This is a genomic window from Massilia sp. LXY-5 (assembly GCF_059801075.1).
The window spans coordinates 15,273-28,272 of the sequence record NZ_JBNNEH010000006.1 but is presented as its reverse complement, the minus strand read 5'-3'; the positions used below and the strand labels follow the sequence as shown (position 1 = coordinate 28,272).

12 protein-coding genes are annotated in these 13,000 nt (G+C 62.4%); 7 read left to right on the top strand and 5 right to left on the bottom strand.

The features are described from left to right. Nucleotides 1–37 precede the first annotated feature (37 nt). From ACI48I_RS18610 to dnaA, 4 genes are all read right to left on the bottom strand, one after another. Entirely contained in the window at nt 38–1,333 is a 1,296-nt protein-coding gene (locus ACI48I_RS18610) for an HlyD family secretion protein (protein ID WP_498575056.1), read from the bottom strand. A gap of 173 nt (nt 1,334–1,506) precedes the next feature. Further along, the gene (gyrB, locus tag ACI48I_RS18605) at nt 1,507–4,008 is read right to left on the bottom strand and encodes a DNA topoisomerase (ATP-hydrolyzing) subunit B (protein WP_193687604.1); all 2,502 of its coding nucleotides are present in this window, start codon (nt 4,006–4,008) and stop codon (nt 1,507–1,509) included. 82 nt (nt 4,009–4,090) lie between these two features. After that, on the bottom strand, nt 4,091–5,197 hold the full coding sequence (gene dnaN / locus ACI48I_RS18600) for a DNA polymerase III subunit beta (protein WP_193687603.1): 1,107 nt from the start codon (nt 5,195–5,197) through the stop codon (nt 4,091–4,093). Nucleotides 5,198–5,294: 97 nt separating this feature from the next. Then, the gene (gene dnaA / locus ACI48I_RS18595; RefSeq protein ID WP_498575055.1) at nt 5,295–6,683 is read right to left on the bottom strand and encodes a chromosomal replication initiator protein DnaA; all 1,389 of its coding nucleotides are present in this window, start codon (nt 6,681–6,683) and stop codon (nt 5,295–5,297) included. A gap of 345 nt (nt 6,684–7,028) precedes the next feature. Between dnaA and rpmH the strand changes: the two genes are divergently transcribed. The 7 genes from rpmH to ACI48I_RS18560 all read left to right on the top strand — a co-directional run bounded on the left by rpmH (nt 7,029) and on the right by ACI48I_RS18560 (nt 12,345). Beyond that, nucleotides 7,029–7,163, top strand: a complete 135-nt coding sequence (gene rpmH / locus ACI48I_RS18590) for a 50S ribosomal protein L34 (protein ID WP_040378179.1) — start codon at nt 7,029–7,031, stop codon at nt 7,161–7,163. Nucleotides 7,164–7,193: 30 nt separating this feature from the next. After that, entirely contained in the window at nt 7,194–7,604 is a 411-nt protein-coding gene (gene rnpA, locus ACI48I_RS18585) for a ribonuclease P protein component (RefSeq protein ID WP_193687601.1), read from the top strand. Further along, entirely contained in the window at nt 7,601–7,861 is a 261-nt protein-coding gene (gene yidD, locus ACI48I_RS18580; RefSeq protein ID WP_193687600.1) for a membrane protein insertion efficiency factor YidD, read from the top strand. Before rnpA ends, yidD begins: the two co-directional genes overlap by 4 nt. 11 nt (nt 7,862–7,872) lie before the next feature. After that, nucleotides 7,873–9,564, top strand: a complete 1,692-nt coding sequence (gene yidC / locus ACI48I_RS18575) for a membrane protein insertase YidC (protein WP_498575054.1) — start codon at nt 7,873–7,875, stop codon at nt 9,562–9,564. Nucleotides 9,565–9,633: 69 nt separating this feature from the next. Then, the gene (gene mnmE / locus ACI48I_RS18570) at nt 9,634–11,013 is read left to right on the top strand and encodes a tRNA uridine-5-carboxymethylaminomethyl(34) synthesis GTPase MnmE (protein ID WP_193687598.1); all 1,380 of its coding nucleotides are present in this window, start codon (nt 9,634–9,636) and stop codon (nt 11,011–11,013) included. Nucleotides 11,014–11,192: 179 nt separating this feature from the next. After that, complete coding sequence (locus ACI48I_RS18565) at nt 11,193–11,795, top strand: DUF1439 domain-containing protein (protein ID WP_193687597.1); 603 nt, start codon at nt 11,193–11,195, stop codon at nt 11,793–11,795. Between the two features lie 343 nt (nt 11,796–12,138). After that, nucleotides 12,139–12,345, top strand: coding sequence for a hypothetical protein (locus ACI48I_RS18560; RefSeq protein WP_498575053.1), 207 nt, complete (start codon nt 12,139–12,141; stop codon nt 12,343–12,345). 49 nt (nt 12,346–12,394) lie between these two features. Here the strand turns inward: ACI48I_RS18560 and ACI48I_RS18555 are convergent, their stop codons facing one another. Next, the gene (locus ACI48I_RS18555; protein ID WP_193687595.1) at nt 12,395–13,000 is read right to left on the bottom strand and encodes an Hpt domain-containing protein; all 606 of its coding nucleotides are present in this window, start codon (nt 12,998–13,000) and stop codon (nt 12,395–12,397) included.

Sequence of the window (13,000 nt, the reverse complement as noted above, 5' to 3'; positions counted from 1 at the left end):
AAAGGGGCCTGCCGTTGCGTTGTTCCGGAGAGGGTTATCAGCCGCGTCCGGTAATGCTGAACAGTGGTTCCAGAATCCATTCCACCAGGCGGCGATGGTCCAGATGGATGCTGGCATCGATGACCATTCCTGACTTCAAGGGCAAGGGCTTGCCGTAGGCGGTGATCGTTTGCGAGTCCAGGGTCAGGCGGATCCGGTAGAGCGGTTCCGAAGAGGGCGTCTGTGGCAGTCCCAGTTCCTGGGGCAGCATGGACGTATCGGCCACTTCGCGCACGCGCGCACGGTGCTGGCCGAATTTCTGGTAGGGATAGGCCTGGTAGCGCAGCAGCACCAGCATGCCGGGCTTGACGAAGCCGATCGAACGCGAGGGAACATAGATTTCGGCTTCCAGTTGCGCACCGTGGGGCAGGACCGAAGCCAGGGTGGTACTGGGCGCAATCGTCTGGCCGAGTTCGGCCGCAATCGCCGTCACCACGCCATCGACGGGCGCGCGCACGAGGATTTCCCTGCGTGCTTCGTTTTCCGTCAGGTTCTGTTCGAGCGAGGACAGGGTCCGGCCCAGGGCACTCGTTTCACGCTGCGCCTGCAGTTCGAGGTCGGCCAGGTTCGCTTGCGCCGCGTCCCGTTCGCGTTCGCTGGCGGCATGCACGCGTTCGAGATCGGCCAGCCGCTGGCGCTGGTCGAGCAGTTCGCCCTGCTTGTCCTGCAATTGCGCGGCGGAGATATAGCTGGTCGCCGCCAGCTCGGCAAAACGTGTAAAGGACTGCTCGGCGAGCGCGACGCGTTTGGTCTGCAAGCCGATCTGGCCCAGGGCGCGTTCGGCTTCCAGCGCCAGGTCGCGTGCCCGCTGCCTGGCGGCGGCAATGCGCTGGCTACCCTGTATTTCCGACTGCTTCAGTTCGGTGCGCAGGCTGGCGAGCTGGCTTTCGAGCAGCATGGAGACGCGTTTCTCCGCCGATCCGCTGCCGGCGCTGCTGCGCTCGGCGGACAGCACGAACATGACCTGGCCGGCCTTGACCGCCTGTCCTTCCCTGATCCGTTTGTCGGTGACGATGCCGGCCTGGACCGGCGTAACGCGAATCACGCCCGCACTCGGCAGTAACACGCCGCTCGCCTCGGCCTTTCTCGTGGTACTGAACAGGAAGAAGAAGGCGACGATACACAGGGCGATCACGACGAACACGGCCGTCAGGACGCGGTGACTGACGGGATGGGCGAGGATGACCGTGCCGTACTGCCTGGAGCTGACGTGCTCGATGGCTTGCGCGCGGAACAAGGGGCGGCTCTGAGCGTCCGCCTTTGCCGGCGCTTGCTGCTTGTCGGGAGCATTCATCGGTGTCGGCCAGTGATGTAGAAACGAACACTGAACGGTAGCCTATGCCCTTCCTTACTTTATTGACCTTCTGCAATACTTTCGACCAGTGCATGCGCAGGGCTTATGCAATTTTTGGGCGTAAAAAAACGGCCATGTCGCCATGGCCGTTCATTCACAACACGTGGATCACATCAGACGTCGATATTCCCCGCCTGCAGCGCATTCGACTCGATAAAGTTCCTTCGCGGCTCGACCTCGTCGCCCATCAGCGTAGTAAAAATCTGGTCCGCGGCAATCGCGTCTTCGATCTGCACCTTCAGCAAGCGGCGCACGGTCGGGTCCATCGTGGTTTCCCACAGCTGTTCCGGATTCATCTCGCCCAGACCTTTATAGCGTTGCTTCGACACGCCACGTTCGGCTTCTTCGCGCAGCCAGATCATCGCTTCGTGGAATTCGCGCACGGCGAATTCCTTCATTTTCTCGCCTTCGCCGCGGCGCATGATGGCGCCTTCGCCCATCAGGCCCTGGAAGGTCGCGGCGGCGTTGGCCAGCACGGCATAGTCGTTGCTGAGCACGAAGTCGGCGTCGATCGAGGTCACGTAGACGTTACCGTGGCGCATGCGCTCGATGCGCAGGGAGTGCTTTTCGCTGAGCTCGTCCGAACGCACGACCACGCGCACGGCCGGGTCGTTGATCGCCGCTTCCATCACCTTGGCGGATGCCTCGGCGGCTTCCAGCGTCATCATGTCCAGTGTCACGCCGCTCATGATGGCGGTCAGCGCGGCACGGTCGATCACGCGCGTCAGGCGCATCATGATGGCGTTGGCCAGGTTGTACTGGCGTACCAGCTCGGCCAGCGCTTCGCCCGTGATCGGCTCGGCGCCTTCGCGCGGCAGCAGCGAGGCGCCGTTCAGCGCCACCATCATCATGTAGCTCGCTTCCTCGACGTCGTCTTTTAAATAGCGCTCGTCGCGGCCGGACTTCACCTTGTACAGCGGCGGCTGGGCAATATAGATGTGGCCGCGTTCGACCAGCTGCGGCATCTGGCGGTAGAACAGCGTCAGCAGCAGGGTCCGGATGTGGGCGCCGTCGACGTCCGCATCGGTCATGATGATGATGCGGTGGTAGCGCAGTTTATCCACGTTGAACTCGTCCGGGCCGATCGAGGTGCCGAGGGTCGCGATCAGGGTCGTGATCTGCTCCGACGACAGCATCTTTTCGAAGCGCGCCTTTTCCACGTTCAGCACCTTGCCGCGCAGCGGCAAAATCGCCTGGAACTTGCGGTCGCGGCCCTGCTTGGCGGAGCCGCCTGCCGAGTCACCCTCGACGATGTACAGCTCGGCCAGCGCCGGGTCGCGTTCCTGGCAGTCGGCCAGTTTCGACGACAGGCCCAGGCCGTCCATCACGCCCTTGCGGCGGGTCAGGTCGCGCGCTTTTCTAGCCGCTTCGCGGGCACGGGCGGCTTCGACGATCTTGCCGCAGATGATCTTGGCGTCGTTCGGCTTTTCGTTCAGGAAGTCGGTGAGCGTTTTCGCCACGATTTCCTCGACCGGGCCGCGCACTTCCGAAGACACGAGTTTATCTTTGGTCTGCGACGAGAATTTCGGTTCCGGCACTTTGACGGACAGCACGCAGGTCAGGCCTTCGCGCATGTCGTCGCCCGAGATCTCGACTTTCGCCTTCTTCGCGAAATCGTTCTCGTCGATGTATTTGTTGATCACGCGCGTCATCGCCGCCCGCAGGCCGGTCAGGTGGGTGCCGCCGTCGCGCTGGGGGATGTTGTTGGTGAAGCAGAGCACCTGCTCGTTGTAGGCGTCGTTCCACTGCATCGAGACGTCGACCGAGATATTCGTGCCATGCTCGGACATGCGGTCGCCGGTGGCCTGGAACACGGTCGGGTGCAGGACCGTTTTCGCCTTGTTGATGTACTCGACGAAGCCGCGGGTGCCGCCTTCGAAGGCGAAGACTTCTTCCTTGCCGGTGCGGTGGTCGCTCAGCCTGATGTTGACGCCGTTGTTCAGGAACGAGAGTTCGCGGATACGCTTGCTCAGGATCTCGTAATGGAATTCGACCGTCGTGAAGATTTCTTCGTCAGCCCAGAAGTGCACTTCGGTGCCGCGCTTGTCCGTTTCGCCGATCACCTTGATCGGGGAGACTTCGAAGCCGTCGACGATTTCGATTTCGCGGTTTTGCGGAACGCCGCGCACGAATTCCATCTGGTGCACTTTGCCTTTTTGGCGGACCGTCACGCGCAGCAGTTTTGACAGCGCATTCACGCAGGACACGCCGACGCCGTGCAGGCCGCCGGACACTTTATAGGAGTTCTGGTTGAACTTGCCGCCGGCGTGGAGTTCGGTCAGGGCGATTTCGGTCGCCGAGCGCTTCGGCTCGTGCTTGTCGTCCATCTTGACGCCGGTCGGGATGCCGCGGCCGTTGTCGGCGATCGAGATCGAATTGTCGGCGTGGATGGTGACGTGGATTTCGGTGCAGTAGCCGGCCAGCGATTCGTCGATCGAGTTATCGAGCACCTCGAAGACGAGGTGGTGCAGGCCGGTGCCGTCCGAGGTATCGCCAATGTACATGCCCGGGCGCTTGCGCACCGCTTCCAGGCCTTCCAGAATTTGAATCGAGGCGGCGCCGTAATCGTCCGACATCATCGGCGACTGGGGCATTTCGTTGGTGTTATCGGACATGGACTGCTTTCTCAAAAAACTGTGTATTCAGACTGCTCAGTTCGGGCCGCCTCTTGATTAAACAAGAGGCAGCCAGCGACCTTTAGATACGCATCGGCATGACGACGTACTTGAAATCGCCATTGTCGGGAATCGAGATCAGGGCCGACGAGTTCGAGTCGCCCAGGGCGATGTTCACCTGGTCGCACTTCAGGTTGTTCAGCACGTCGAGCAGATACGTGACGTTGAAACCGATGTCGATCTGGTCGCCGCCGTAGTCGATCTCGAGTTCTTCGACCGCTTCTTCCTGGTCGGCATTGGTCGAGCTGATCTTCATGCTGCCCGGGGTGATGATGCAGCGCACGCCCTTGAACTTGTCGCTGGTCATGATCGCGGCGCGCTGCAGCGAGCGCAGCAGTTCGTCGCGGCTGATCGTGAAGTCATTTTTATAGCCCTTCGGGATCACGCGGGTGTAGTCAGGGAATTTACCTTCGACCAGCTTCGAGACCAGTTCGATGTCGGCGAAGGTCAGTTTCACCTGCGACGCGGCGATGTCGAGCTGGACGGTTTCGTCGCTTTCTTCGAGCAAGCGCTGCAGTTCGATGATGGTCTTGCGCGGGATGATGACTTCCTGACGCGTGAATTCCTGCTCGGCTTCGACCTGACAGAACGCGAGGCGGTGGCCGTCGGTGGCGACAGCAATCACCTTGTTACCGTCCAGCACCAGCAGCAGGCCGTTCAGGTAGTAGCGGATGTCCTGCTGGGCCATCGCGAAGTGCACCATGTTGAACAGGTGCTTCAGCGTCTTTTGCGGCAAGGTGACGGTGGCGTTGTAGGTGTCCGCAACCGAGACGGTCGGGAATTCCTCGGCGGCCAGGGTCTGCAGCGCAAAGCGCGACTTGCCGCTCTGCACAGCCAGGCGTTTATTTGCCAGCGTCATCGTGACATCGCCCGATTCCGGCAGCGCGCGCAGGATGTCCAGCAGTTTACGGGCAGCGACCGTGGTGCCGGTGATGTCATCGCCGGAACCGATGTTGGCGTGCGTCGTGATCTGCACTTCGGTGTCGGTCGACAGGAAAGAGACGCTTTCGCCGTCCTTGCGGATGAGGATATTGGCCAGAATCGGCATGGTGTGCCGACGCTCGACAATACCGCTCACGATCTGCAGTGGCCGGAGAAGCGTGTCTCGGGTGGTTTTGACCAATTGCATAGTTGTCCTCAGAAAGGGTTAATACTGAAAGTGTTGCTACTGCACTATTCTGCCAATTGCCGAGGGTAAATGCCACCCCCGGCGATGTGTGATCGGATCAGCCCTTGAGGGTCTGCTCCAGCACGTGCAATTCGTGGTTGCACTCGGCATTTTTCTGGCGGTCGCCGGCGATCTTGCGCACCGCGTGCAGCACGGTGGTGTGGTCGCGGCCGCCGAACAGTTCGCCGATTTCCGGCAGACTCTTCTGCGTCAATTCCTTGGCCAGGTACATGGCGATCTGGCGCGGGCGGGCAATGTTCGCCGGGCGCCGCTTCGAGTACATGTCGGCGACCTTGATGTTGAAGAAGTCGGCCACCGTCTTCTGGATGTTTTCCACCGAGATCTGGCGGTTCTGCACCGACAGCAGATCCTTCAGGGCTTCCTTCACGATGTCGATCGTGATGTCCTTGCCGTGGAAACGCGAGTAGGCCAGGATCTTGCGCAGCGCGCCTTCCAGCTCGCGCACGTTCGAGCGCAGGTGTTTCGCCACGAAGAAGGCGACGTCGTCGGAAAGCGTGACGCCTTCCGATTGCGCCTTTTTCAGCAGGATCGCGACGCGCATTTCCAGTTCCGGCGGCTCGATCGCGACCGTCAGGCCGGAGTCGAAGCGCGAGATCAGGCGGTCGTCCATGCCCGTGATCTCTTTCGGATAGGTGTCCGAGGTGATGATGATCTGCTTTTTCGCCGCGATCAGCGCCTCGAACGCATAGAAGAACTCTTCCTGGGTGCGGCTTTTCCCGCCGAAGAACTGGATATCGTCGATCAGCAGCATGTCGAGCGAGTGGTAATAGTGCTTGAAGTCGTCGAAACCTTTGCGTTGATAGGCGGTGACGACGTCGCGCACGTACTGCTCGGCGTGGATGTAGCGGATGCGCGCGCCCGGCTGGTCGGCCATGACCTGGTTGCCGATCGCGTGGATCAGGTGCGTCTTACCGAGGCCGACACCGCCGTAGAAGAACAGCGGGTTATAGGACACGCCCGGGTTGTTCGCCACCTGGATCGCGGCGGCGCGCGCCAGCTGGTTGGCCTTACCGGTAACAAAACTGTCGAACGTCAAGTCCGGGTTGATGCGGCTCTGCTCGCGCTTCGGCGAGTTGGCGATATTTAAATTTTGCTGCGGCTCGGCGGGTGCGGACGGGCGCAGTTGGCCCGGTTCCGCCTGGTTCACAGGGGCAGGGCGCACGGCGTCCGGCTTTTTCACGTTCAGGCGCGGGTCGAGCACGAACTGCACCTCGACCGGGGCTTCCCAGTACTGGCAGGCCAGCGCCGTGATGCGGTTGGCGAACTGCGACTTCACCCAGTCGAGCTTGAATCGATTGGGCGCTGCAATGCGCAGCTTGCCGTCCTCGTAATCGAGGGCGACGAGCGGTTTGATCCACGCGCTGTATTGTTGCGGCGTCAGCTCGAGCTCCAGTTGTGCGGAGGCGGTCTGCCAAAAATTTTCCATGTATGCGGCTTATTGATACGTAACACGCTATTTTACCCGTCTACGCGCAAGTTATCCACAGGTTGGGCCAAGTTTTTGCGCGTTGGCTGGGGATAAAGATCGAGTTATCCATACCGTCAGTAAAAAGTGAAACAACAGTCGCCTTGACAGTCGGGGGCGAAATCGAGTCTAATTCAGGGTTCCCCGTCCGCCTGCCTGTCAGCCGAGCAATTTTGGCCATGAAGTGCAGGGACGAGCTGTGGCGTGACGCTGGCTTAACAACTGCGAACTGTCATTGGCGCCGATTCCTGACGAGAAGACGTCAGACCCGATTTTGCATCCTATTTTGCTTTAAGCGAGACCACCATGAAACGTACTTACCAACCTTCCGTCGTTCGTCGCAAGCGCACGCACGGCTTCCGCGCACGTATGGCTACCCGTGGTGGCCGCCAAGTCCTGAACGCACGCCGCGCCAAGGGCCGCAAGCGTCTGGCTGTCTAAGCCAGCTCGCCTGCTCCACTGCGGTCGGCCATGACAGGCGAAGGTTCGCACGACTTCGCGCGCGCTCGGCGCATTTTAAAAACGGATGAGTTTTCATCCGTTTTTCGTTTGCGGCCCACGCAAAAGTCCGCGCATTTCGTGTTGTACACGCGACCCAGCCCGCTGCCCCATGCGCGGCTGGGCATCGTCGCGGCCAAACGTTTCGCGCCGCGCGCCGTCACCCGCAATACCATCAAGCGCGTCACGCGCGAACTGTTCCGCACGCACGAGATCCAGGCTGTCGATTGCATCGTTCGCCTGGCCCGTCCGGTAAACACCAAGGCCGGTCCGGCGACCAACAGCGCGCTGAAACGCTTGTTGCACGCCGAACTGTCACGCCTGCTGGCTTCACAGCGTCCACGCCGCCCCGTTGGGCCGGCGCCTGCGCCACCGACGCCATGAAGACCCTGCTCATCTGGATCGTGCGAGCCTATCGACTCGTGCTGTCGCCGATGCTCGGGCAGAATTGCCGCTTTTATCCGTCCTGTTCCAGTTATGCCATCGAGGCGCTCCAGACCCATGGTGCGCTGCGCGGCAGCTGGCTGGCCGCGCGCCGCCTGGGCCGCTGTCATCCCTGGAATGCGGGCGGCGTCGATCCGGTGCCCCCACGCGGGCACAAAGATTCCCACCCAGCCGCTTGCGGTTGCAACCACTCCTGATCAATACCTCAATGGAAATCAATAAACGTACCATTTTGTGGATTGTCTTCGCCGTCTCGCTTGTCGTCCTGTGGAATAACTGGATGGTGTCGAACGGTAAGCAATCGATGTTCTCGCCTACGCCGCCGGCCAAGGTCGCGCAAGCGCCTGCCGCTGCGAATGCCACCGGCACCACTGGCACCACCGGTGTTCCGGCCGCGGGCGCCCAGCCGGGCGCGGTGCCGGGTGCTGCGGCACCGGGCGCAGTGCCTGGCCAGCCGGCCGCTCCGGCACCGGCCGAGCGCATCACCGTCACCACCGACGTCATCAAGGCCGAGATCGACACCCAGGGTGGCGTCATCCGCCGCCTCGAGCTGCTGAAATTCCCTGACCACTTCGACAAGACGAAGAACCAGGTGCTGTTCAACGTCACCGGCAACAACGTCTACCTGGGCCAGACCGGCCTGATCGGTTCGACCCCAGCCGGCGTCCTGCCTAACCACAACACGCCATTCGTGGCGCGTCCCGGCCTGCGCACCCTCGACGGCGGGAATGCCGTGCAAGTCGTGCTCGATGCGGAGCAGGGCGGCGTCAAATTGACCAAGACGCTGACCTTCAAACGCGGCGAGTACGTGGTCGATGTCCGTCACGACGTCACCAACCTGACCGCGGCGCCGGTCCAGCCTTCGCTCTACCTGCAGCTGCAGCACGACGGCAACAAGCCGGAAGGCAGCTCCTGGTTCACCCCGAGCTTCACCGGCCCGACCCTGTGGACCCCTGAAGAGAAATACAAGAAGCTGAGCTTCGAGAACATCGAAAAGGGCAAAGCCGAGCACGCGACCAAGGCGAACGGCGGCTGGGTGGCGATTTCGCAGCACTTCTTCGTATCGGCCTTCATTCCGGCCGAGAATGCCCCGCGCGACATCTTCACCAAGAAGCTGGCGACGAACTTGTACGCAATCGGTACCGTCCAGCCGCTGGGCACGGTGGCACCGGGCGCGACCGTCTCGAACACCGCGCGCCTGTACTCGGGTCCGCAGGACGAGAAGACGCTGGAAAAAATTACCCCGGGCCTGGAACTGGTCAAGGACTACGGCATGTTCGCGATCATCGCGAAACCCCTGTTCTGGATCATCGACCAGATCCACCAGCTGCTGGGCAACTGGGGCTGGACGATCATTGCCTTCACGATCCTGATCAAGCTGGCCTTCTTCCCGCTGTCGGCCGCCGGTTACCGCAGCATGGCAAAGATGCGTGTCGTCACGCCGAAGATGCAGGCGATCCGCGAGCGCTACAAAGCCGACCCGGTCAAGATGCAGCAGGCGACCATGGAACTGTACAAGGCCGAGAAGATCAACCCGCTGGGCGGCTGCCTGCCGATCCTGGTGCAGATGCCGGTGTTCCTGGCCCTGTATTACGTGCTGCAAGCCTCGGTCGAGATGCGCGGCGCGCCGTGGATCGGCTGGATCACCGACCTGACCCAGCCTGACCGCTTCTTCATCCTGCCGATCCTGTACGCGATCTCGATGTTCATCACGGCGAAACTGAATCCCCAGCCGGCCGATCCGATGCAGGCGAAGATGATGATGTTCATGCCGCTGGCGTTCTCGGTCATGTTCATCTTCTTCCCGTCGGGCCTGGTCCTGTACTGGGTGGTGAACAACCTGGTGTCGATCGCGCAGCAGTGGGTGATCACCAAGAAGTACGGTACGGCCACGAAGTAAGTTGACTGTGTCGTGAACAAAAGCCCGTGGACTCCACGGGCTTTTTTATTTATCCACTACAATTCGCGCATGAAGCTAGATACCTCTCCCATCGCGGCGATCGCCACCGCACCCGGACGCGGCGGCATCGGCGTGGTCCGCGCCTCCGGTAAATCGCTCGGCCCGCTGATCGAAGCGCTGTTCCCCGATACGAAACTGGCGCCACGCCACGCAACCTACATTCCTTTTAAATCCGTCGACGGCAGCGTCATCGACCAGGGCCTGGCCCTGTACTTCAAGGCGCCGCATTCCTACACCGGTGAAGACGTACTCGAGCTGCAGGGCCACGGCGGCCCGGTCGTGCTGCAGATGCTGCTGTCCCGGGTGCTGGAAGCGGGCCGCGAACACGGCCTGCGCCTGGCCGAACCGGGCGAATTCACGCGCCGCGCCTACCTCAACGACAAGCTCGACCTGGCCCAGGCCGAGGCGGTGGCCGACCTGATCGACGCTTCCACCGAGGCGGCGGCGAAATCGGCCTCCCAGTCCCTGTCGGGCGCATTCTCGCAAGTCGTGCACCGGCTGGTCGAACAGACGATCAACTTGCGCATGCTGGTCGAGGCAACGCTGGACTTCCCGGAAGAGGAAATCGATTTCCTCGAGAAATCGAACGCGCGCGGCCAGCTTGCCGGCATCGTCGAGTCCCTGGAACACGTGTTCCGCCAGGCGGCGCAGGGAGCATTGCTGCGCGAAGGGCTGAATGTGGTGCTGGTCGGACAGCCGAACGTCGGTAAATCCTCGCTGCTGAACGCGCTGGCCGGTGCGGAAGTGGCGATCGTCACGCCGATCGCCGGCACCACGCGCGATAAAGTCAGCGAGACGATCCAGATCGAGGGTATTCCCTTGAACATCATCGACACCGCCGGCATCCGCGCGATCGACGAGGGCATCGACGTCGTCGAGCGCATCGGCATCGAGCGCACCTGGGGAGAGGTCGGCAAGGCGGACGTGATCCTGCACTTGCTGGACGCCAACCTCGGCCCGAGCGCAGCCGACGAGACCATCGTCGCCGCTTTCCCGGCCGGGGTGCCGGTGGTGCGGATCTGGAACAAGATCGATTTGTCGGGACACCGGGCCACCGTCGAGGGTGCGGCCGATGCCACGCATATCTATTTGTCGGCCAATGAAAAACTCGGCATCGACCTGCTGCGCGCGGAACTGCTGCGCATCGCGGGCTGGCAGCAGACGGGCGAGTCGCTCTACCTGGCGCGCGAACGCCACCTGATCGCACTGCGCGCGGCGCGCCAGCATCTGGACGTGGCCGCGCAGCATGCGGCGCAAGATGACCAGTCGCTGGACCTGTTTGCCGAAGAGCTGAGGTTGGCGCAGGATCAGCTGTCGAGCATTACCGGCGAGTTCACGCCCGATGATCTGCTCGGGGTAATTTTCAGCCGGTTCTGTATCGGTAAATGACAGGTTTGTAGGGTGGGCTCTTGAGCCCACGCGGTGCAGCGCCGGCATGCACGCGGCGCTGACTACCGAATATTGCGCCCATGACTGGCGTTCAAACGCGTGGGCTCAAGAGCCCACCCTACGAAACCACCCCTCCGATTAGCCCGTGCTACCCTTGAGCCAGAACCCAAGGAGCTGGCATGGCTGAACAACACCCCCTGCGCGCGCGACGCGCTACGCGACGCGTCTTCCTCATCGCATCGAGCCTGGCCGCGGCCGCCGCCCTGGCGTCCTGCGCCAGCCTCCTCGGCCCGCGCGAAGTCGATATTCCGCTGCCCAAACTGCAGGCCAGCCTCGACCGCCGCTTCCCGATGGACAACCGCTTGTTGGAACTGTTCGACCTGCGTTTGTCTCGCCCGCAGCTGGCCGTGCTGCCGGGCGACCGCGTCGCGCTCACGGTCGACGCCAGCGTCGCCCAATCCTTCCTCAGGAATCCCCTCGGCGGTACGCTCGCCTTTTCCGGCCGCCTGGTGGTCGACCAGGCAAGGAGCGGCGTCTACCTGGCCGAGCCGCGCCTGGAACGCTTCGCCATCAGCGGGCTCGACGAGTCCGTGACGCGCCAGCTGTCGCGTGCGGCGAACGTCGTGCTCGAGCGGGCGATTCTCGACATTCCGGTCTACAGTTTCCGCATGGACGAGCTGCGCTATGCCGGCGTCCAGTACATCCCCACCCGCATTGCAACCACCTCGACCGGCCTGCGCGTCTCGCTCGAACCGGCCGCACAAGCGTCAACGGCGCGCTGAGCGGCAATTCTTGCCTGTTACAAAATCTCGCAATTAAACGGCCGCGCACGATTGGAAGGCCGCCAGGATTCGTTGTCAATACTGCTAAGATTTCCGCAGTTGACATCGCTTTTGCGGCTGCGCGGCGTCTGTTGGGCGATCTGTTGCAGGCTTGCCGCAACGCGCAAAGAGCACGCATGACAGCGTTGCGGGAGTGCCGGGTTGGGCGCACACTGGTCCTGGGGAACGGCTGTGGCAGCGCTGCCGCATCGGAACACCCCATTGCGATTGCTCATGCACCGAATGTTCCACTACAGTAATCTTGCTTGACGACTTAGACCGTGCTGCCGGTAGGGAGTGGACCTTGGAAACAATACAAGACAGTGTGATGAACGAGGGTACGGTTTCCGAATCGCTGCCCGCCGCCGCGGTACAAGCCAGGCCATCGCGCCTGAGCTTGCCGCCGAAGGGTTCGTGCTGGTACTGCGAAAAACCGGTCGACAGCGTGCGCCGCTTCTGCGGCAAGGACTGCACCGACGCTTTCGACGAAGAAGCGGAATACACGCGCTAAGCGGGCGGCGCGCCCTCATTTGAGCGCCTGAAAATTTTCTCGGGCGCTCTCAGCCGGTCTGCCTGGCGCGGTCAAGCACCGTCAACGCGCGTTCGAAATCGAAATCCGCCACCGCCGCGCTCAGCTCTTCAATTCCCCGTTCTCCCAGATGCGCACGCAGTTCGCTGCGCGCCGTCGCGACCAGTTCGACCGCGGCGCCGTCGCCGATGTCGAGCATAGCGCGCAGGCGGGCCAGGTTGTCGCCCGTCGGCGGCGCCGGCGTGCGCGGCGGCGCCTCTCCCAGCAACACCATTGCATCGAGTTCGCGCAGGACGGCGGCCAGGGCGGCATCCACCCTGCCCAGCAGTGCATCGGTGCCGCTGCCGCCATCGCGCAGGGCGTTTTCGAGCGCCAGCGCCGCCGCGTGCAGCGCTGCTGCTTCGATCATGCCGGCCGCACCCTTGAGCGTATGGACCAGGCGCCGCGCCCCGGGGCGGTCGCCGGCATCGAGCGCGGCCCGGATTGCAGGCGCGGCCTTGCGGTAATCATTCCGAAAGCGGGCGAGGGCGCGCAGGTAGATGGCGCGGTTGCCCATCAGGCGCTCGACGCCGGCCTCGATATCGAGGACCGGCGAAGCGATGGAAACGTCGGGGGCGACGTCGGAGGAAGATGACAA